Below are 20,595 nucleotides of genomic sequence, written 5' to 3' on the forward strand. Positions count from 1 at the left end.
TTTAAGCCTGTCTCGCTGGCGGCTTGCGCCGCACGTAAAGGGTTTTGTCGACTCGCGCCACCAGGGTGCCGGAGCCGTCATGAATCTGGACCTTGAGGCGGGGCAAATACTTCTCGCCGCCTGCGGTCTGTCGACGCACCTCATCCAGCAAGGCGTCGTCGATGGAAAACTCGGCATACACCGGGCCTTTGCCCGGCGAGACGAAGTCGATGCTGGCCGCCTTGTCCCACACAATGTAGTCGCGGCCCAGGTTCTCCATCAGCATCAGCATGTAGAACGGGTCGACCATCGAATAGAGGCTGCCGCCGAACTGCGTACCCACGTAGTTACGGTTGTACCACCCCAGGCCCATGCGCACTTTGACGTGGCGAAAATCGGCGCTCATGTGCTGCACGCTGATCCCCGCACCCAGATACGGCGGGTAAAGGGTCATGACCCAACGCAATAAACGCGCTTTACCCAGGCGAGCGACCAGCCACTTACGCATCGGGACGCGTACCCAGGCCCATGGCCTGCCGGGCGAACCAGCGTTTGGCCGGTGGCAGCAGGTCCAGGCCCAGCAAGCCCATGTTGCGGCCCAGGGCGACCAGCGGTTGGGCACTGCCGAACAGGCGCGTGACCTGGTCGGAGAAGCCCACGGTCAGCTTCTGATCCAGCCGCTGACGCTCGCGATAGGCCTGCAAGGTGGCCAGGTCGCCCGGCACCGTCGGCCCGGCCAACAGGGCCTCGGCCAAGGCATTGGCATCACGCAGGGACAGGTTGAAACCCTGCCCGGCAATCGGATGCAGACTGTGGGCGGCATTGCCGAGGATCGCCAGGTGGGAGCGGACTTGTTCTTCGGCTTCCACCAGGGTCAGCGGGTACAGGTGACGAGCCCCCACTTGCTTCAGGGTGCCTAGGCGGTAACCAAACACGCCCTGCAACTCACTCAAGAAACTGCGTTCATCCAGGCTGGCCAAGCGCTGGGCGTCCATGCCGATGCGGGTCCACACCAGCGCGCAACGGTTGTCCGGCAGCGGCAGCAAGGCCATCGGCCCCTCATCGGTAAAGCGCTCGAAGGCTTCGCCGTTATGGGCTTCGCTCGGGGTGATATTGGCGATCAGCGCGCTCTGGTTGTAGGGGCGGGTTTTCACGCCGATGCCCAGTTGCTCACGCAAACCGGAGCGGCCACCATCCGCGAGCACCGCGAGGTCGCATTCCAGTACGGTTTCATCGTTGAGGGTCAGGCGGTAGCCATCCGGCAGCGGTTCCATGCGCGTGACTTCCGCCGGGCAGCGCCAACTGACCACCTCTTTATCCAAGCCTTGCCACAGGCACTGGCCGAGCCAGGCGTTTTCCACCACATAGCCAAGGGCAGGAACGCCCTCCTCCATGGCGGATAACCGCGCGGTGGAGAAACGCCCGCGGTCCGACACATGAATCTGCTTGATCGGTTCTGCGCGGCGGGAGATGTGCTGCCAGAGCCCCAGGCGCTGGTAAATCTGCCGAGCGCCAAACGACAGCGCCGAGGAGCGTGCATCGTAGCTAGGCTGGTAGCTGTCACCCGGTGCAAAGGGTTCGATCAGCACGATCTTCCAGCCTCGGGCCTTTGCCCCCGCTTGCAATGCCAGCGCCAGGCTGGCGCCCACCAGGCCGCCACCGATGATCGCCAGGTTGACCCGGCTCATCGGGCAGCCGCCATCAGGGCTTCAATGTCGGCGACGGTCTTGGGCACGCCGACGGTCAGGATTTCACAGCCTTGCTTGGTCACTACCACGTCGTCCTCGATGCGCACGCCAATGCCACGCCATTTCTTTGCCACATTCTGGTTGTCCGGCGATATGTAGATCCCCGGTTCCACGGTCAATGCCATGCCGACCTCCAGCACACGCCATTCACCGCCCACTTTGTACTCGCCCACATCGTGCACATCCATGCCCAGCCAGTGGCCGGCTCGGTGCATGTAGAAAGCCCGGTAGGCTTCGCTGGCAATCAACTCGTCCACATCACCCTGCAGCAAGCCCAGTTTGACCAGCCCGGCGGTGATGACCTGCACGGTTGCCTCGTGGGCCTGGTTCCAATGCTTGTTCGGCGCTATCTCGGCAAAGGCGGCTTCCTGGGAGGCCAGCACGATTTCATAGATCGCCTTCTGCTCCGGCGAGAACTTGCCATTGACCGGCCAGGTGCGGGTGATGTCGCTGGCGTAGCAGTCGATCTCGCAACCGGCATCGATCAGCACCAGGTCGCCGTCCTTGAGCACGGCGTCATTCTGCTGGTAATGCAGGATGCAGCTGTTGCGCCCGGCGGCGACGATGGAGCCATAGGCCGGCATTTTCGCGCCGCCCTTGCGGAACTCGTAATCCAGTTCGGCTTCCAGGCTGAACTCATGCAAGCCGGCGCGGCTGGCCTGCATCGCCTTCACATGGGCCGCGCAGGAAATTCGCGCAGCCTCGCGCATCACCTTCACTTCCGCCGCCGATTTATACAGGCGCATGTCGTGGAGCAAATGATCCAGGGCAACGAATTCGTTCGGGGGCTGGGCACCGAGGTGCGCTTTAGAGCGGATGACGTTGATCCACTCCATCAGGTGCCGATCGAATTCAGCGTTGCTGCCCATGGCCGAATACACCCGGTCGCGACCTTCGATCAAGCCGGGCAGGATGTCGTCGATATCGGTGATGGGGAAGGCATCGTCGGCGCCAAAATCGCGGATCGCGCCCTCGGTACCGGCGCGCAGGCCGTCCCACAGTTCGCGTTCGGCATTGCGCTCGCGGCAGAACAGCACGTACTCGCCGTGCTGGCGACCGGGCATCAGCACGATCACCGCCTGTGGCTCGGGGAAACCGCTCAGGTACTGGAAGTCGCTGTCCTGGCGATAGACGTGCTCGACATCACGGTTGCGGATCGCCACGGCGGCGGCCGGCAGGATCGCGATGCTGTTGGGTTCCATCTGCGCCATGAGCGCCTTGCGGCGCCGGGTGTATTCCGCTTTGGGGATATGGATCATGGGCAGATGGGCTTCCTTTCTCAGTGCAGCGAAGGCTTGGGGGCAGCCGGCTCAGCGGACTTCTTGGTCTCGGTGAACAGCAGCAACGGTGCGACGCGCAGGTATTCCATGACTTCCATGTAGTCGCCTTCGCCGTCTTCGGACTCTTCCAGGGCGTCTTGCACCTGGGAGATGGCCGCCAGGTCCTGCAACACTTCCTTGGCATCGGTGCTCAGCTCCAGGCCACCGGCGTTCACGCCGAAACCGTGGAGGAAGCCCTGGCACCATTGGCCCAGTGCGGCGGCGCGTTCGGCGAGCGGTGCATCGTCGGTCGGCAGCAGCAGGACCACGGTGACGTCATCACCGGTCAGCTCGCCCTTGACCATCTCTTGCAGGCCGATCAGCGCGTTACGCACGTTGTCGGTCGGTTCGGTTTCCAGCAGCTCGGCCACATCGGCCAGCCAGTTGTCGGCATCAAAGCCAACGCCGGTGCAACTGCGGCCGAGCAACACGCCGTGCAGTTCGGCAGGCGAGCAAGGATGACCGCTGGTGCTCAGCAGTTTGGAAAAAGCATCGTACGGGGAGTTCTGAATGGGCATGGTGAGCTAGGCGCCAGACGGCGCAATGTCTAGAATGGAGCGCTGTATCCTAGCACCGGCAGACGTACCAAGACTATCGAGGGCGTCAGATCGTTTATCCTGCAGTTGCCATTCATCAGACAAATCCAGTGGAACCCAATGGAAGACACCGACCTGCAAGCGCTGATGGCCAGACTCGAATTGCTAATTGATCGGGTCGAGCAACTAAAGAGCCAAAACGGACTCCTATTAGCTCAGGAAAAGACCTGGCGCGAGGAACGCGCTCACCTCATTGAAAAAAACGAAATCGCCCGGCGTAAGGTCGAATCGATGATTTCGCGCCTGAAGGCCCTGGAGCAAGACTCATGAGTTCAAGCAATAGCGTTACCGTGCAGATCCTCGACAAAGAGTATTCGATCATTTGCCCCCAGGAAGAACGCAGCAACCTGGTGAGCGCTGCCCGCTACCTGGATGGCAAGATGCGTGAAATCCGCAGCAGCGGCAAAGTCATCGGCGCCGACCGCATCGCCGTGATGGCCGCGCTGAACATCACCCACGATCTGCTGCACAAGCAGGAACGTCCTGACGTACAGGCCAGCGGCTCAACGCGCGAACAGGTGCGTGACCTGCTCGAACGCGTTGATCTGGTGCTCTCCAGCGACTCAGACGCACCCAAGGGCTGATTGCCGCGACTGTTTAAGGTATACTCGCCCCACTCCCTGGCGTGCTTGCCAGTCGGCGATGTCCCGGAGCCGATTCGCACTACCCTGGAAGTTGCACGTTGGGCTGGTGTGCATGTCCGCTAGACGGAAAGCCTTAAAGCCTACTGCTTCTTCCACCTTGAACTTTCGGGTTCAAGGGCTTAGTCGACAGCGGTTCTGTCGGGGAGCCTGATTCCCAAACTCAATGCCAGTCTTAAGGACTGGCATTGTTTTATGAGCCGAAAACCATGACCGAACCTGCGCCGCTTTCCCGTCCGCACCTTCGACGCATGTTGCGCAAGGCCCGCCGTGCGCTCACCCCCAGCGAGCAGCGCCGGGCGGCCCTTGGCTTGTATCGGCAACTGGCACAGCACCCGCTGTTTCGCCGGGCCAAACATATTTCTCTATACCTGCCGACGGACGGTGAAATCGATCCGCGCCTGCTGCTGCGCGCGGCCCAGCGCCGGGGCAAGGCCACCTACCTGCCAGTACTCAGCGCCTGGCCGAGAACCAAGATGGTCTTCCAACGCGTGGACCCAGGGGAAAAACTGCTGCCCAATCGGTTTCGCATTCTCGAACCCCGGATAAACGCCTGCCGCCAGCGCAAGGTGTGGGCGCTGGACCTGGTGTTGCTCCCGCTGGTGGGGTTCGACGACGCGGGGGGGCGCCTGGGCATGGGCGGTGGGTTTTATGACCGCAGCCTGGCCTACCTCGCTCGCCGCCAAAGCTGGCGCAAGCCGACGCTGCTGGGGCTGGCCCATGAGTGTCAGAAGGTCGATCGGTTGGCGCAGGCGAGTTGGGATGTGCCGCTGGCGGGCACGGTCACTGACAAGTATTGGTATATCGCAGAGACGCCACTGGAGTCAGCGGCGCCTTGAATAAGGGTCAGCGCTTGAACGGTTTAGGCTGCTGCTGAGCCAGTTCAACGGGTGCATCGGTCTTGTTCGACCACAAGCTTTGCGCATACCCGGTGGTCACGACGCCCAGACCAAACAAAATCACCAATATCCATAGTAAATCCGGTTTACGTTGCATCGATTGCCCCCCTTCAGGCATCTCGTACACGATGACAACAACGTTCCAAAGTAGTCCGTTGCAGCTGCGTCAAGCTTAAAATCCCGGCATTCTGCGTTAACGTGAACCAACACGCAAACCTTGGCGTCAACCGACTGTCGGTTTGTCATGGAATTGCCTGACAACTTGCCCAACGCCTTTTTCAGGAGCCCCCAAATGGCCTATTGGCTGATGAAATCCGAGCCCGACGAACTCTCCATCAAAGGCCTGGAAACGCTTGGCGAAGCCCGCTGGGATGGGGTGCGCAATTATCAGGCGCGCAACTTTCTGAGGGCGATGGCGGTGGGTGACCAATTTTTCTTCTATCACTCCAGCTGCCCCGAGCCTGGTATTGCCGGCATCGGCACCATCGTCGAGGCCGCCTACCCGGACCCGACCGCACTGGAGCCGGACAACCACTATTTCGACGCCAAGGCCAGCCCGGAGAAAAATCCATGGAGCGCGATCAACGTGGCCCATGTCGAGACGTTCCCCTGCGTACTGGGCCTGGGGTACCTGAAGCAGCAAGCCGCCCTAGCCGAGCTGCCTCTGGTGCAAAAAGGCAGCCGTCTCTCGGTGATGCCGGTTACCGCCGAGCAATGGGCCGCGGTCTTGGCGCTACGCTGACGGCTGGAGCCAGCTTGCTCGCGAAGAGCGCAGCTTCACCGCGACCTTCCAGGCTGGTCGCGTTATCGTTTACATTTTTCGCGAGCCAGCTCGCTCCTTCAGTTCATTTGATCGGTATCAACGCCTTCTGAGGCGAGGCCGGTCAAACTAGGACGCTAACGCCGCAGGATGCATTCATGTCGACGAACCATCGCACCTCCCAGCTGTTTGCCTCGCTCCTGATTGTGTTGCTGCTCGCCGCCGGCGGCTTCGGTTACTGGAAATCCACCCAGGACCGCCTGCCCGAAGGCTTGAGCATGGGCAACGGTCGCCTGGAATCCACTGAGGTGCAGATTGCCGCCAAGATACCCGGGCGCCTCGCCGAAGTGCGCGTGGATGAAGGCGACAAGGTGCTCAAGGGCCAACTGCTGGCGCGCATGGACACCCGCACCCTGGAGGCCCAGCGCGCCCAGGCTGAAGCCGAGGTGCTGCGCGCCAAGGAAAACTTCGCCGCTGCCGAAGCCAATGTGCAACTGCGCCAAAGCGAGCAACTGTTGGCCCATCAGGAGCTCAAGCGTACGCAGGAGCTATACGCGCGCGGCTTTGCCAGCAGCCAGTTGATCGACCAGCAGCAGGCTCGCCAGAATACCGGCAATGCGGCCGTAGTCGCGGCCCAAGCCCAGGTCAATTCGGTCAAGGCGGCCATCGGCGCCGCCGAAGCCCAGGTGGCGCAACTCACCAGCGAAATCGATGACAGCAGCCTGCGCGCGCCCATCGACGGCATTATCCAGCTACGCCTGGCTGAACCGGGCGAAGTGCTCGCCGCCGGTGGGCGCGTGTTGCTGCTGATCGACCCCCAAGATCAATACATGAACCTCTACTTGCCCGCCTCTGTGACCGGCCGGCTGACCGTCGGCAGCGATGCACGCATCCTCCTCGATGCACTCCCCGACCAACCGCTGCCGGCCAAAATCAGCTTTGTCGCGGCCAAATCGCAATTCACGCCCAAGGAAGTGGAAACCCGCGACGAACGCCAGAAACTGGTATTCCGCGTCAAACTGCGCCTGACCCAACCCAGCGCCGTGCCGCAGGCCAAGCCCGGCATGCCCGGTGCCGGCTATGTGCGTACGGCTGACATCGACTGGCCGGCCAACCTGAAATGACCGACCTGGCGCTGCACGCCACAGGTGTTCAGCACCGCTATGGCAAGCAACAGGCGCTGATCGACATCGCCTTCAGCCTGCCCGCCGGTACGCGATGCGGGCTGATAGGCCCGGATGGCGCGGGCAAGTCGAGCCTGCTGGGCTTGATCGCCGGGGTTAAACACCTTCAGGAAGGCCAACTGGAGGTGCTCGGCGGCTCCATCGCCGACCGCCGCCATCGCAACAGCCTGTACCCGCGTATCGCCTTTATGCCCCAGGGCCTGGGCGGCAACCTGTACCCCGAGTTGTCCATCAGCGAAAACATCCGCTTCTTCGCCACGCTGTTTGGCCTGTCGAAAGCCGACTGCGACCAGCGCATGCACAACCTGCTGCTGGCCACCGACCTCGCCCGTTTCGCCGAGCGCCCGGCCGGCAAACTCTCGGGCGGGATGAAACAGAAGCTCGGCCTGTGCTGCGCACTGATCCACGACCCGGACCTGCTGATCCTTGACGAGCCCACCACTGGCGTCGACCCGCTGTCGCGTAGACGCTTCTGGGAACTGGTCGATACCGTACGTGCCGAGCGCCCGCAACTGACCCTGCTGGTGGCCACGGCCTACATGGAGGAGGCCGAGCAGTTCGAACATTGCCTGATGCTCGATCGCGGCAAACTGATCGCCAACGGGCTTAGCAGCGAACTGGCGGCGGCCACACCCAGCGGAAAACTGGATGAAGCCTTCACCCACTTCCAGGGCGACAGCGCCCACAACAACCAGCCACTGGTGATCCCGCCCAGAGCAAGCGCCAACACCGATATCGCCATCGAAGCCCACGACCTGACCCTGCGCTTCGGCGACTTCACGGCAGTCAACAAGGTCAGCTTCGCTATTGGCCGGGGCGAGATCTTCGGTTTCCTCGGTTCAAACGGTTGCGGCAAGACCACCACCATGAAGGTCCTCACCGGCCTGATGCCGGCCACCGAAGGCAGTGCCACGTTGCTGGGCAACCCGGTGAACGCCAAGGACCTGGCCACCCGCAAGCGCGTGGGCTTCATGTCGCAGAGCTTCTCACTGTATGGCGAACTCAGCGTGCGCCAGAACCTGGTGTTGCATGCGCAGTTGTTCGACTTGCCCAAGGCCGACAGTGGCGCGCGGATCGACGAACTGATCCAGCGCTTCGACCTGGGCGAAGTCGCCGAGCAGCCGTCCGGTGAACTGCCCCTTGGCCTGCGCCAACGGTTGTCGCTGGCCGTGGCGGTGCTGCATCGCCCCGAGGTGCTGATCCTCGATGAACCGACCTCAGGCGTAGACCCAGCGGCGCGGGATGATTTCTGGCGGTTGCTGATCGAGCTATCGCGCGAACAGGGGGTGACGATCTTCCTGTCCACTCACTTTATGAACGAAGCCCAGCGCTGCGACCGCATCTCCCTGATGCATGCGGGCAAGGTGCTGGCCTGCGACACGCCCGACGCGCTGCAACAGCAGTTCCGCGGCGACACCCTTGAAGCCGCGTTTGTCACGTGCCTGGAGCAAGCCCAGGGCGAACCGGAACCGACGGCGCCTACCGCCACCGTCAGCGAAACCACTGCACCGCCTGTGAGCAAGCGCGGGTTCAGCCTGGCGCGCCTACTGGCCGTGGCCAGTCGCGAAGGCAAGGAACTCTTGCGCGACAAGGTGCGCATGGCCTTCGCCCTGCTCGGGGCGATGTTCATGATGGTGATCTTCGGCTACGGCATTTCCCTGGATGTGGAAAACCTCGCCTTCGCCGTCTACGACCAGGACCAGACCCCGCAAAGCCGTGCCTACCTGGAAGCCTTTCGCAGCTCGCGCTATTTCGCCGAGCAAACGCCAATCCAGGATGCCAACGAACTGCACCGGCGCCTGCAACGCTCGGAAATCAAACTGGCGCTGGAAATCCCGCCGGGCTTTGGTCGTGATCTTTACGCCGGTCGCCAGCCCACCGTGGCCGCGTGGCTCGACGGCGGCATGCCGTTTCGCGCGGAAACCAGCCGCAACTATGTCGAGGCCGTGCACCAGGGCAACCTTGAACAACTGGCCGAACTGAGCAGTTCGCCCTCGAACACACAAGCTGCCGCCAAGTTGGAAACCCGCTTCCGCTATAACCAGGACGTGGTCAGCGTAAATGCCATCGGCCCGGGCGTCATGGCGCTGATCCTGGCCTTTATACCGGCCATGCTGACGGCCCTGGGCATCGTGCGCGAGAAGGAGCTGGGCTCGATCACCAACTTCTATGCCACGCCCCTGACCCGCCTGGAGTTTTTGCTGGGCAAACAGGCGCCCTACCTGGCAGTGAGCCTGGTGAACCTGGCTGTACTGGTGGCGATGAACCGCTGGCTGTTCGGCGTGCCGTTCAAGGGCAGCGCCCTGACCCTGGCGTTTGGCGGCCTGCTGTACGTGCTCGCCACCACCAGCATGGGCCTGCTGATTTCCGCATTCACGCGCACCCAGATCGCGGCGATCCTCGGCACCATGATCATCACCAGCCTGCCGACCATCCAGTTCTCCGGGCTGATCGTGCCGCGCTCGTCCCTGGAGGGCGCGGCGGCGGTGATGGGCATGCTGTTTCCGGCGGGGCACTTTCTCGATATTGCGGTGGGCACCTTCACCAAGGCCCTGGACTTGCGCCAGTTGTGGCCACAGTGCCTGGCGCTGTTCGGATTTTTCCTCGGTTTTACCGGACTGAGCCTGATCATGCTCAAGAAGCAGGAGGCCTGATGCACAAGTTTGCGCATATCCTGCGCCTGGGGATCAAGGAGCTGACCAGCCTGCGCCACGACAGTGTGTTGCTGCTGTTTCTGTTCTACGCCTTCACGGTGGCGATCTATATGCCCGCCGCGGGCTCGGTGATTGGGGTGCACCATGCCAGCGTGGCATTTGTCGACGAAGACCACAGCCCGCTCTCGCGACAGATGGCCGAAGCGCTGCAACCGCCCGAGTTCCAGCCACCCGCACCGTTGGCGTACGACCAGTTGGACAAGGTCATGGACAGCGGCCAGTACACCTTCGTGATCAACGTACCGGCGAACTTCCAGGCCGACCTGTTGGCCGGTCGACAGCCCGCCGTACAGGTGAACGTCGACGCCACGGCGATGAGCCAGGCCTTTATGGGCGCCGGCTACATCGGCCGGATTTTCCAGCGCGAGTTGCTCACCTACAGCGGCCAGGCGGATAGCGCCGCGAAAGCGCCAGCGCAACTGACCACCCGGGCGCTGTTCAATACCAACCTGGAGGGTGGCTGGTTCCTGGCGGTGATCCAGATCGTCAACAACATCACCATCCTCGCCATCGTGCTCACCGGCACCGCCCTGCTGCGCGAGCGTGAACACGGCACCCTCGACCACTTGCTGGTACTGCCGCTGACAGCACTGGAAATCATGCTGGCGAAAATCTGGAGCAACATGCTGGTGGTCGTGCTGTGTACCTGGCTATCCCTGGAAGTGGTGGTCAAGGGCTTGCTCGGCGTACCGCTGGCCGGCTCGCTGGCGTTATTTCTGTTCGTGACCGCGCTGTACCTGTTTGCCAGCACGGCCCTGGGCATCTTCCTCGCCACCCTCGCCCGCTCGACGCCTCAGTTCGGCTTGCTGGCGATCCCGGTGATCATCCCGATGCTGCTGCTTTCCGGCGGCAGTACCCCGCTGGACAGCATGCCCGAGTGGTTGCAGTGGGTGATGCAGGCTTCGCCGTCGACGCACTTTGTGAGCCTGAGCGCAGCGATCCTGTTCCGCGATGCGGGCGCTAGCGTAGTGTGGCCGGACCTGCTGGCGCTGGCAGGGATCGGCCTGCTGTTCTTTGCCGTGGCGTTGGCGCGGTTCAGGAAAAGCCTGGCCTCCTGAGCGTGGCGAGCGGGCTTCTTGTTGTGGTCAGCCGGCTCGCCACAGTAAGCGCGATCGCCACAGTTACTGGATGATGAGGTTATTGAACAGCAGGTCTTCCACCACCGGTTTGCCGGTTTCGTCACTCATCACTTGCTGGGTTTGCTTGAGTGCTTCCTGGCGCAGCTTTTCCTTGCCTTCGACACTGCTCATGGTCTCGTTGGTCTGCTGGGTGAACAGTGCCACCAACTGGTTGCGAATCAATGCATCGTTGGATTTGACCAGCGCCGCCGCTTCGGGGCCGGTGACGCGCAGGGCGATGTCGGCCTTGTACACCTTGAGCTTTGCCGTGCCATCCAGGCCATAGTTGCCCACGAACGGCGGAGTCAGGCTGATATAGCTGACCTTCGGTGCCTCACCTTCTTTGGCTTCTTCGGCCTGGGCTGCCATCGGCAAGGTCAGGGCCAGCATCAACGGGATCCACGCTTTCACAGTTCATTCCTCACATTCGATTGCCAGGTAGCATAACGCTAGCAAGGCTGAGCACAAGCTTATGGCGACTTATCAGGCCAGGGCATGCTCGTTGACCCCCGGGCGTACCCTCCTACACTTATCGGCCACGACGCCAAAAGGAATAGTCCGATGAAAGCTGTGCTGTGCAAAGCCTTCGGCCCTGCCGAAACCCTGGTGCTGGAAGAGATCCCCAGCCCGGCGATCAAGAAGAACGAAATCCTGCTGGACGTGCACGCGGCCGGGGTCAACTTCCCGGATACCTTGATCATTGAGGGCAAGTACCAGTTCAAGCCGCCTTTCCCGTTCTCGCCGGGCGGCGAAGCGGCGGGGGTGGTCAGTGAAGTGGGCGAAAAGGTCAGCCACCTGAAGGTCGGCGACCGGGTCATGGCGCTGACAGGCTGGGGCAGCTTTGCCGAACAGGTCGCCGTACCCGGCTATAACGTGCTGCCGATCCCGCCGAGCATGGACTTCAACACCGCAGCCGCGTTCAGCATGACCTACGGCACGTCGATGCACGCCCTGAAACAACGGGCCAACCTGCAACCTGGCGAAACCCTGCTGGTGCTCGGCGCCTCCGGCGGCGTGGGCCTGGCCGCCGTGGAAATTGGCAAGGCCATGGGCGCGCGCGTGATCGCCGCCGCCAGCAGCGCCGACAAGCTCGCGGTGGCCAAGGCGGCCGGCGCCGATGAACTGATCAATTACAGCGAAGCCAACCTGAAAGACGAGATCAAGCGCCTGACCGATGGCAACGGCGCCGATGTGATCTACGACCCGGTGGGTGGCGACCTGTTTGACCAGGCCATCCGCGCAATCGCCTGGAACGGCCGCCTGCTGGTAGTGGGGTTTGCCAGTGGGCGCATTCCCGAGCTACCGGTGAACCTGGCGCTGCTCAAAGGTGCGGCGGTGGTTGGGGTGTTCTGGGGCTCGTTCGCCCAGCGCCAGCCGCAGGATAATGCGGCGAACTTCCACCAGTTGTTTGCCTGGTACGCCGAGGGCAAGCTCAAGCCGCTGGTGTCGCAGGTGTATCCGCTGGAACAAGCCGCACAGGCGATCAATGATCTCGGCCAGCGCAAGGCGGTCGGCAAGGTCGTCGTCCAGACCCGCTGATAGCCACGTGAAATGCGATCAGTGTGGGAGGGGGCTTGCCCCCGATTGCTGTGGGTCAGTTGATGCAACTGTTGACTGAATCACTGCCATCGGGGCAAGCCCCCTCCCACATTTGTTCTGCATTGGTCTGAGAAGCGCTAAACGACCACCACGTATCGATTATCGACATGTTCGTAAGAGAACACGCGCTTGCTCTGTTTTCTTGTGTTTGCACATAAGACGCGATGCTATTTTCGGTAACGAAACTGTAACATTCGCATCCGCAGTCAAAACAAGAAATCTGGAGCTCTTGAATGTTTGCTTTTTTTCGTCCTGCCGCGCACCAGGCACCCCTGCCTGAAGAAAAAATAGACAGTACCTACCGACGACTGCGCTGGCAGATCTTCGCCGGTATTTTCTTCGGATACGCCGGGTACTACCTGCTGCGCAAGAACTTCTCCCTGGCCATGCCTTACCTGATCGACGAGGGTTACACCCGTGGCGAACTGGGCCTGGCAATGTCGGCCATCGCGATTGCCTACGGCTTGTCCAAGTTCCTGATGGGCCTGGTGTCCGACCGCTCCAACCCGCGCTACTTCCTGCCCTTCGGCCTGCTGGTATCGGCGGGGGTGATGTTCATTTTCGGTTTCGCACCTTGGGCAACGTCCAGCGTGACCATGATGTTCATTCTGCTGTTCATCAATGGCTGGGCCCAGGGCATGGGCTGGCCGCCAAGCGGACGCACCATGGTGCACTGGTGGTCGCAAAAAGAACGCGGCCGCGTAGTCTCGGTCTGGAACGTCGCGCATAACGTCGGCGGCGGCCTGATCGGCCCGCTGTTCCTGTTGGGCATGGCCTGGTTCAACGACTGGCATGCGGCGTTCTATGTGCCGGCAACCGTAGCGTTGCTGGTGGCGGCGTTTGCCTTCATCACCATGCGCGACACCCCGCAATCGGTTGGCCTGCCGCCGATCGAGCAGTACAAGAACGACTACCCGGAAGGCTACGACGCCAGCCACGAAGACGAATTCAGCGCCAAGGAAATCTTCGTCAAGTACGTGCTGCGCAACAAAATGCTGTGGTACATCGCCTTCGCCAACGTGTTCGTCTACCTGCTGCGCTATGGCGTACTGGACTGGGCGCCAACCTACTTGAAAGAAGCCAAGCACTTCACGGTCGACAAGTCGTCCTGGGCGTACTTCTTCTACGAATGGGCCGGTATTCCAGGCACGCTGTTGTGCGGCTGGATGTCGGACAAGATTTTCCGCGGTAACCGAGGCCTGACCGGCATCGTGTTCATGACGTTGGTAACCTTGGCCACCCTGGTCTACTGGCTCAACCCGCCGGGCAACCCGATGGTCGATATGATCGCGCTGTTCTCCATCGGCTTCCTGATCTACGGCCCGGTGATGCTGATCGGCCTGCAGGCGCTGGAACTGGCGCCGAAGAAAGCCGCCGGTACGGCAGCGGGCTTCACCGGCCTGTTCGGTTACCTGGGCGGTTCGGTGGCGGCGAGCGCGGCCATGGGCTACACGGTGGACCATTTCGGCTGGGACGGTGGCTTCGTGCTGTTGATCGGCGCGTGCCTGCTGGCCATCGCCTTCCTGATCCCAACCTTATGGCACACCAACAGTGTCAGCTCGGCGCGTTAATCACCTGAGCAATCCTTTGCACAACGCTTGAGCCGCGCCTCCAGATTCTTGTCTGGCATGGCGTGGCTACGCAGGGCGTTGACGGTCTGCTCGACATAATCGCGCGTAGTGCCGTAACGCCCGCAAGCGCTTTGCAATACGTGATTGAGTACGATATCGGGCAAGTTGCCGGCGTAGCTGGGTAAATGCCGCTCCAAGACAAACCCTAACGCCTGTACCTGGCTGCCATCTTCCAGGCGGCAACTGAGCCAGTGCGGCCGATAGGAGGGGTAAGGCATCTCGCGCTGCCACAGGGCATAAAGCGAGGCCTCCAGCTGATCTTCCGGCAGGCGGTAGGCAAACCCGCTGCACGAACCGCCCCGATCCAGCCCGAACACCAACCCTGGTAGTTCCGGTGTACCCCGATGCTCGTGGGACCACAGGTACAGGCCCCGGTGATAACCGTGGACCCGTGCCCGCACGCGCTCGGTCGAGGAGCACTCAGGGCGCCAGATCAGCGAACCATAAGCGAATAACCAGACCGGCCCACCCTTATGCCTGGCCATGGTGGCCTGCATTGAGCTCATCAACTGTTCGTGAGTGAGTTGCGGCCCCAGATCGAGCCGCGGAGGGTAAGCCAATTGCAAAAGATCGGTTTCAATAACGGTCATGGCGGATCGCTTAGGTCTCCTGTGTTGCTGCGAAAAGCTGTTACCAGTTGTAAGCAACTTTACCGTAATAGAACGCGCCGCTGTAACCGTATGGCGAAAAAGTGCTATAGGCCAAATTGCCACCACTGCTGGCGAAGGCGTTGACCTTCTCCGGGTATTTATCCGTAACGTTGTCGCCGCCCAGGGTGAAGGTCCAGTTCTTCAGCTTGTAGTCCACCGACAGGTCGAGCACCCAGGCCGCCTTGAAGGTCTGGTCGTTGACCTTGTCGGCCTGGTAACTGGTGAATTCACCATAGCGCACCAGGTTGCTGTGCAACGCCCACCGGCCGAAGGTGAAGTCGTTACCCAGGCTCAGTTTGTGCTGGGGCGTGGTGTCGCCGAGCAAACCGATGCGCTCGCGACGGTCCACCCGCAGCAGGTTCACCCCCAGGCTATCGAGGACGGCCGGGTTGGCTTTCACGTCGGTGACCTTGGTGTGGTTGTAGTTGTAGCCCACGGTGCTGTTCCAGCGGATGCCGTTATCGAGTTGATAGCGATAGTTGGCCACCAGGTCGACGCCATCGGTGCTGGTGTCGGTGGCATTGGTGAAGTACCGCGCACTGGTGTAGTTGATATTGCCCACGCCATTGGCCTGCAGGTAGGCAATCGCCGCCGGGTTGAGGTTCAGGTTGGACGAAAGGCTGATGCGGTCACGGATATCGATGCGGTACACGTCCAGCGTCACGGTCAAGTCATCGGCCGGTTCCAGTACCAGGCCGAGGCTGTAGTTGCGCGATTTCTCGGCCTTGAGGTCTTCGGCACCGAGCAGACGGGCCACCTGGCTGTTGGCCGGGAAGGTGCCGGCTTCCTGGATCGTACTGCCGATCAACTGCGAGGAGGTGTAGGCAAAGTTCTGCTGGGCCAGGGACGGTGCGCGGAAACCATTGGAAATACTGCCGCGTACAGCGACTTGCGGGGTGAAGTCGTAACGCGCTGACAGCGAGCCGCTGACATTGGAGCCAAAGTCGCTGTAGTCCTCATGGCGCACGGCAGCCGAGGCACTGAGTTTTTCGGTGAAGTTGGTTTCCAGGTCCAGGTACTGTGCCCAGTTATGCCGTGTGCTGGTGCCCGCATCAGCATCACGAAAGCCACCTAACCCCGAGCTGCCGGTCTGGTAATAAGAGGCGGGCTCTCCCGCCTCGATTTCATACCCCTGGTGCAAGTATTCACCACCAAACGCCACGGACACCGGGTAAGGCAGCCAACCCACGTCGAACTCGCGAGACAGGTCCAGGCTGATTTGCTTCTGGTCGTTGCTCAACGTGCCGTTATCGAACTTGCGCGGCGTGGCCAGGCCCAGGGAGGTGTTGATGGTTTCGGTGCTCAGCGCGTACTGGTTCTTGCCGTAATTGGCCGAGAAGTCGTAATGCCAGTCGTAGGCCAGCAAGCCGCGCAGGCCCACCACCAGTGAGGTGTCCTCCAGGTCGCCTTTGATCAGCGGCAGGTAGCCGTTGGGGTTGAGCGCCGGGATGTTGTTGGACGCATTGCTCGCCCGGTAGAACGCTGCCGTCTCGCCGCGTCGCTTGCTGTAACCGCCGAAAGAGTAGAACTCGGCCGCATCGTTGAAGGAATATTCGGAGTTGAACTGCAATTTGCCTTCATTGGTCGCCGGCTCGCCTTGTCGGAACACGCGCTGGCCGTAGGTGGTGGAACCCACGCTACCCGGCCGGAAATCATCCCCGGCGCGGTTGGTGTAGTCGTTGTCGGCACCTTCGGCCGAGAGGTTGATAAAGCCGTTGTCACCCAAAGCCAGGCCAGTGTTGCCGCTGATATTGCGCTGGATGCCATCGCCCTTCTTGTATTCGCCAAACTTGGTGGAGATCGAGCCGCCATGGTCAGCGTGCTTGAGGATCACGTTGATCACACCCGCGATGGCATCGGAGCCGTAGCGCGCGGAAGCGCCGTCACGCAGCACTTCGATATGATCCACCGCCGACAGCGGGATCGCATTCAAATCCGCCGGGGCCGAACCACGCCCTACCGCACCGCCCAGGTTGACGAACGCACTGGTGTGGCGGCGCTTGCCGTTGACCAGCACCAGCACCTGGTCCGGCGACAGGCCGCGCAACTGTGCAGGTCGTACCAGCTCGGCACCGTCCACCAGGCTTGGGCGAGGGAAGTTGATCGACGGAATCAGGCGCGCCAGCACCGCCCCCAGCTCATCGGAGCCGGTACTGCGTAGGGTCTCGCCGGAAATCACATCGATAGGCGACAGTGAAGCGCTGGCCGTGCGCTCCTGGGCACGGGTACCGGTGACAATCACCGTGTCGAGTTTGGGTACATCGGCGGCGGGCGTTTCAGCCGCCTGGACTGGATTGAATCCCACAGCGGTCAGCAAATTGGCCGACAAAATCGCTGAGTACAGCGCGTGTTTCTTGTAGCTCCCCATACCGCTCCCCTTGGAATCAACACTCAGAACTTCATTGCGCTGAGTGCGTACGATCGATCCGGCTGGCGGGCGGTGGCGGTCAGTGATTGGTTAGTGTCTGTCGTTCGGTAGTCCGTTGATATATAGCTTAAAGATATCTATCAAATAAATTAAATACCTTAAAAGAATAAGCAAAAGTATAAGCCCCCCCGCCCTTTCGTCAGGATTCAGGGCAGCAATCCCGCTACTTTCAGCCCCGGTTCAGCCTGGGCGCACGTCAAGCCGTCAAAATAGCGTGCACATCACGACCCACTTAGCCGCCTCTCACACCGACTATCGAGGTCGCCTCCATGAAAAAATATCGACTGCCCGGCCTGCTGTTCCTGGCCCAGGCCGCCACGGCCCTCGCTGCCGAAGCGCCGCCCGCCAATGACGACGATGGCTTCTGGTATGCGCAGACCAGTGTCTACACCCGCCACTTCGCGCCGGACCCGGACCACAATAACCAGCAAGACTTGATCGGGCTGGAACGCAATGAGCCGTCAGGCCTGGTATATGGCGGCGCGACGTTTCGCAACTCGTTCAGCCAGCGCTCGTACTACGTCTACGCGGGCAAGCGCTATGACATGGCTGAGTATCCGGTGTATGTGAAACTGACAGGCGGGGCGATCCAGGGTTATCGCGGCGAATATCGCGACAAGATCCCGTTGAACCGTTTTGGCGTGGCGCCGGTGATCATTCCGTCCGTGGGCGCCCATTACGGGCCGGTGGCGGCGGAACTGGTATTGCTGGGGTTCAACGCGGCGATGGTGACGACCGGAGTACGATTCTGAGCCGGCACAAACCATTGTGGCGGGTGGCTTGCTCCCGATAGGGAAGTGCCAGCCAGCTCATTTGGACTGATACACCGCTATGGGAGCACGTCGAATCGTCGCACCGCCCCTCCCACCGTTTGATCGCGTCAGGGCCGCGGGGCGTAGGCGAATACGTCGGCGCGCATCTGGTGCGCATCCATGCCGGCCTCCACCAGTGCGTCCAAGGTCCCGTAGATCATCGCCGGCGAACCGCTGGCGTAGACATGCACCGCCTTCAGGTCGGCAATGTCCTCGCACACAGCCTCATGCAACAGCCCGCAGCGACCCTGCCAGCCACACAGGTCGCTGACGACTTTGTGCAGGAACAGGTTGGGCAGTTGAGCCCATTGATCCCAATGCTCGATCTCGTAGAAGTCTTCCGGACGACGCACGCCCCAATACAGGTGCACCGGGTGCTTGAAGCCCGAGGCGCGGCAATGCTCGATCAGGCTGTGCATCTGCGCCATGCCGGTGCCGGCGGCGATCAATACCAGCGGCCCGTCTGGCAGCTCAGCCAGGTGGGTGTCGCCAAACGGCAGCTCAATGCGAGCCATCCGGTTGCGCTGCAACTGCTCCAGCAGGTTGCGCGCGCTGTCCTCACGGGCCAGCACGTGCAATTCCAGGTCGCGCCCGGCATGGGGCGCGGAGGCCAGGGAAAACGCCGACTTCTCGCCGTTCTCCCGCTCGATCATCAGGTATTGCCCAGCGTGGTAACGCACTGCCTTGCCGGCCGGGGCGCGCAGGCGCACGCGCCACACATCGCCACCGACCTCCACGCACTCGCTCAACTGGCACGCCAACTTGCGCAGCGGTAACTCACCCGGTGCCAGCACGCCATCCCACAACACCACACAATCTTCCAGTGGCTCGGCGATGCAGGTATAGAACTCACCATGGTCGCGCACCTCGCCGGCCTGCTGCACGCGGCCTTCCACCAGGAGCGCCGCACACACGTGGCACACGCCGTTGCGACAGGCTTGCGGGCACTCGTAGCCCAGGCGGCGGGCGCCTTCGAGAATTCGCTCGCCAGGGACCAACTCCAGTACCGCACCGGAAGGTTGCAGGGTTACACGCATCAATCTATTCCCAATTCTTTCCAGATCGCATCGACACGCGCCGTCACGGCTTCATCCTTGACGATCACCCGCCCCCACTCGCGGGTGGTTTCACCCGGCCACTTATGGGTGGCATCCAGGCCCATCTTCGACCCCAGCCCCGACACCGGCGAGGCGAAATCAAGGTAGTCGATCGGCGTATTGTCGATCATCACCGTATCGCGCTTGGGGTCCATGCGCGTGGTGATGGCCCAGATCACGTCGTTCCAGTCACGGGCGTTGATGTCGTCGTCGGTGACAATAACGAACTTGGTGTACATGAACTGTCGCAAAAACGACCACACACCCAGCATGACCCGCTTGGCATGGCCTGGGTACGACTTCTTCATGGTGACAATGGCCATGCGGTACGAACAGCCTTCCGGCGGCAGGTAGAAGTCGGTGATCTCCGGGAATTGCTTTTGCAGGATCGGCACGAACACTTCGTTGAGCGCCACGCCGAGGATCGCCGGCTCATCCGGTGGTCGGCCAGTGTAGGTGCTGTGGTAGATCGGCTTGATTCGATGGGTAATGCGTTCAACGGTAAACACCGGGAAGCTGTCGACTTCGTTGTAGTAACCGGTGTGGTCACCGTAAGGGCCCTCATCGGCCATTTCACCGGGGTGAATCACGCCTTCGAGGATGATTTCGGCGGTGGCCGGTACTTGCAGGTCGTTGCCACGGCACTTCACCAGCTCAGTGCGGTTGCCGCGCAGCAGGCCGGCGAATGCGTATTCGGACAGGCTGTCCGGTACCGGCGTCACGGCGCCGAGGATGGTCGCCGGGTCGGCACCCAGCGCCACGGAAACCGGGAACGGCTTGCCCGGGTGCTTTTCACACCACTCACGGAAATCGAGGGCACCGCCGCGGTGGCTCAGCCAACGCATGATCACTTTGTTGCGGCCGATCACTTGCTGACGGTAGATGCCGAGGTTCTGGCGATCCTTGTTCGGGCCCTTGGTGACGGTCAGGCCCCAGGTGATCAGCGGGCCGACGTCGCCGGGCCAGCAGGTCTGCACCGGCAACATGCCCAGGTCGACGTCATCACCCTCGATGACCACTTCCTGGCACACCGCGTCCTTGACCACCTTGGGCGCCATGGCAATGATCTTGCGGAAAATCGGCAGCTTCGACCAGGCATCCTTCAAGCCCTTGGGAGGCTCGGGCTCCTTGAGGAATGCCAGCAGCTTGCCGATCTCGCGCAATTCGCTGACCGATTCGGCGCCCATGCCAAAGGCCACGCGGTCGGGGGTGCCGAACAGGTTGCCGAGCACCGGGATATCAAAGCCGGTCGGGTTCTCGAACAGCAGCGCCGGGCCCTTGTTACGCAGGGTACGGTCGCAAATCTCAGTCATTTCCAGCACCGGGGAAACCGGTACCTGGATACGTTTCAACTCTCCGCGCTGCTCAAGTTGCTGCACGAAATCCCGAAGATCCTTGAATTTCATTAACCATGCCACCC

General features: G+C 61.6%; 20 protein-coding genes and 1 other RNA gene. 11 read left to right on the forward strand and 10 right to left on the reverse strand.

The features are described from left to right. Nucleotide 1: 1 nt before the first annotated feature. The 4 genes from AB7933_RS32060 to AB7933_RS32075 are packed head-to-tail and all read right to left on the reverse strand — an operon-like array spanning nucleotide 2 to nucleotide 3,564. Entirely contained in the window at nucleotides 2-487 is a 486-nt protein-coding gene (locus tag AB7933_RS32060; protein ID WP_024078001.1) for a DUF4442 domain-containing protein, read from the reverse strand. Then, nucleotides 480-1,667 carry a 2-octaprenyl-6-methoxyphenyl hydroxylase gene (gene ubiH / locus AB7933_RS32065; RefSeq protein WP_024078002.1) on the reverse strand — a complete coding sequence of 396 codons (1,188 nt, stop codon included), beginning with the start codon at nucleotides 1,665-1,667 and terminating at the stop codon, nucleotides 480-482. The genes AB7933_RS32060 and ubiH overlap by 8 nt, the downstream gene beginning before the upstream one ends. Beyond that, entirely contained in the window at nucleotides 1,664-2,986 is a 1,323-nt protein-coding gene (gene pepP, locus AB7933_RS32070) for a Xaa-Pro aminopeptidase (RefSeq protein ID WP_024078003.1), read from the reverse strand. Before pepP ends, ubiH begins: the two co-directional genes overlap by 4 nt. Nucleotides 2,987-3,006: 20 nt before the next feature. Continuing rightward, a complete protein-coding gene (locus AB7933_RS32075; RefSeq protein ID WP_021492630.1) occupies nucleotides 3,007-3,564 on the reverse strand; it encodes a YecA family protein in 558 nt (185 codons plus the stop codon). A gap of 138 nt (nucleotides 3,565-3,702) precedes the next feature. Here AB7933_RS32075 and AB7933_RS32080 point away from each other — a divergent pair, with 138 nt between their 5' ends. The 4 genes from AB7933_RS32080 to AB7933_RS32095 all read left to right on the forward strand — a co-directional run bounded on the left by AB7933_RS32080 (nucleotide 3,703) and on the right by AB7933_RS32095 (nucleotide 5,122). Further along, nucleotides 3,703-3,912, forward strand: coding sequence for a TIGR02449 family protein (locus AB7933_RS32080; protein ID WP_003177365.1), 210 nt, complete (start codon nucleotides 3,703-3,705; stop codon nucleotides 3,910-3,912). Then, nucleotides 3,909-4,226: a cell division protein ZapA gene (locus tag AB7933_RS32085; protein ID WP_010207385.1), complete on the forward strand. Its 318-nt coding sequence runs from the start codon at nucleotides 3,909-3,911 to the stop codon at nucleotides 4,224-4,226. The genes AB7933_RS32080 and AB7933_RS32085 overlap by 4 nt, the downstream gene beginning before the upstream one ends. A 30-nt stretch (nucleotides 4,227-4,256) precedes the next feature. Beyond that, a non-coding RNA gene (gene ssrS / locus AB7933_RS32090) (6S RNA) lies at nucleotides 4,257-4,435 on the forward strand. Between the two features lie 57 nt (nucleotides 4,436-4,492). Further along, entirely contained in the window at nucleotides 4,493-5,122 is a 630-nt protein-coding gene (locus tag AB7933_RS32095) for a 5-formyltetrahydrofolate cyclo-ligase (RefSeq protein WP_024078004.1), read from the forward strand. Nucleotides 5,123-5,129: 7 nt separating this feature from the next. On the opposite strand, the gene AB7933_RS32100 is transcribed toward AB7933_RS32095, so the two are convergent. Beyond that, entirely contained in the window at nucleotides 5,130-5,279 is a 150-nt protein-coding gene (locus AB7933_RS32100) for a hypothetical protein (protein ID WP_024078005.1), read from the reverse strand. A 195-nt stretch (nucleotides 5,280-5,474) separates the two neighbouring features. Here AB7933_RS32100 and AB7933_RS32105 point away from each other — a divergent pair, with 195 nt between their 5' ends. The 4 genes from AB7933_RS32105 (at nucleotide 5,475) to AB7933_RS32120 (ending at nucleotide 10,898) form a co-directional block, all read left to right on the forward strand. Further along, the gene (locus AB7933_RS32105; RefSeq protein WP_024078006.1) at nucleotides 5,475-5,924 is read left to right on the forward strand and encodes an EVE domain-containing protein; all 450 of its coding nucleotides are present in this window, start codon (nucleotides 5,475-5,477) and stop codon (nucleotides 5,922-5,924) included. Nucleotides 5,925-6,100: 176 nt separating this feature from the next. After that, the gene (locus AB7933_RS32110; protein ID WP_024078007.1) at nucleotides 6,101-7,066 is read left to right on the forward strand and encodes an HlyD family secretion protein; all 966 of its coding nucleotides are present in this window, start codon (nucleotides 6,101-6,103) and stop codon (nucleotides 7,064-7,066) included. Beyond that, nucleotides 7,063-9,780, forward strand: a complete 2,718-nt coding sequence (gene rbbA, locus AB7933_RS32115; protein ID WP_024078008.1) for a ribosome-associated ATPase/putative transporter RbbA — start codon at nucleotides 7,063-7,065, stop codon at nucleotides 9,778-9,780. Before AB7933_RS32110 ends, rbbA begins: the two co-directional genes overlap by 4 nt. Then, entirely contained in the window at nucleotides 9,780-10,898 is a 1,119-nt protein-coding gene (locus AB7933_RS32120; RefSeq protein WP_024078009.1) for an ABC transporter permease, read from the forward strand. Before rbbA ends, AB7933_RS32120 begins: the two co-directional genes overlap by 1 nt. 63 nt (nucleotides 10,899-10,961) lie before the next feature. Here AB7933_RS32120 and AB7933_RS32125 read toward each other — a convergent pair whose 3' ends face one another. Continuing rightward, a complete protein-coding gene (locus AB7933_RS32125; protein ID WP_024078010.1) occupies nucleotides 10,962-11,369 on the reverse strand; it encodes a flagellar basal body-associated protein FliL in 408 nt (135 codons plus the stop codon). A 150-nt stretch (nucleotides 11,370-11,519) separates the two neighbouring features. Between AB7933_RS32125 and AB7933_RS32130 the strand changes: the two genes are divergently transcribed. After that, nucleotides 11,520-12,497, forward strand: a complete 978-nt coding sequence (locus tag AB7933_RS32130; RefSeq protein WP_024078011.1) for an NADPH:quinone oxidoreductase family protein — start codon at nucleotides 11,520-11,522, stop codon at nucleotides 12,495-12,497. 293 nt (nucleotides 12,498-12,790) lie between these two features. Then, complete coding sequence (gene glpT, locus AB7933_RS32135; protein ID WP_024078012.1) at nucleotides 12,791-14,128, forward strand: glycerol-3-phosphate transporter; 1,338 nt, start codon at nucleotides 12,791-12,793, stop codon at nucleotides 14,126-14,128. On the opposite strand, the gene AB7933_RS32140 is transcribed toward glpT, so the two are convergent. Continuing rightward, complete coding sequence (locus AB7933_RS32140) at nucleotides 14,125-14,778, reverse strand: gamma-glutamylcyclotransferase (protein WP_024078013.1); 654 nt, start codon at nucleotides 14,776-14,778, stop codon at nucleotides 14,125-14,127. The genes glpT and AB7933_RS32140 overlap by 4 nt on opposite strands. 40 nt (nucleotides 14,779-14,818) lie before the next feature. After that, complete coding sequence (locus AB7933_RS32145; RefSeq protein ID WP_024078014.1) at nucleotides 14,819-17,206, reverse strand: TonB-dependent receptor plug domain-containing protein; 2,388 nt, start codon at nucleotides 17,204-17,206, stop codon at nucleotides 14,819-14,821. A gap of 329 nt (nucleotides 17,207-17,535) precedes the next feature. On the opposite strand from AB7933_RS32145, the gene AB7933_RS32150 reads away from it, so the two are divergent. Next, nucleotides 17,536-18,018 (forward strand): hypothetical protein, encoded by a 483-nt coding sequence (locus AB7933_RS32150; protein ID WP_024078015.1) that lies wholly within the window; start codon nucleotides 17,536-17,538, stop codon nucleotides 18,016-18,018. A gap of 128 nt (nucleotides 18,019-18,146) precedes the next feature. Here the strand turns inward: AB7933_RS32150 and AB7933_RS32155 are convergent, their stop codons facing one another. Both AB7933_RS32155 and ubiD read right to left on the reverse strand, forming a co-directional pair. Then, the gene (locus tag AB7933_RS32155) at nucleotides 18,147-19,115 is read right to left on the reverse strand and encodes a CDP-6-deoxy-delta-3,4-glucoseen reductase (protein WP_024078016.1); all 969 of its coding nucleotides are present in this window, start codon (nucleotides 19,113-19,115) and stop codon (nucleotides 18,147-18,149) included. Then, nucleotides 19,115-20,581 (reverse strand): 4-hydroxy-3-polyprenylbenzoate decarboxylase, encoded by a 1,467-nt coding sequence (gene ubiD, locus AB7933_RS32160; RefSeq protein ID WP_024078017.1) that lies wholly within the window; start codon nucleotides 20,579-20,581, stop codon nucleotides 19,115-19,117. Before ubiD ends, AB7933_RS32155 begins: the two co-directional genes overlap by 1 nt. Nucleotides 20,582-20,595: the final 14 nt, after the last annotated feature.

Source organism: Pseudomonas gorinensis, assembly GCF_042015035.1.
Classification (GTDB): Bacteria; Pseudomonadota; Gammaproteobacteria; order Pseudomonadales; family Pseudomonadaceae; genus Aquipseudomonas; species Aquipseudomonas gorinensis.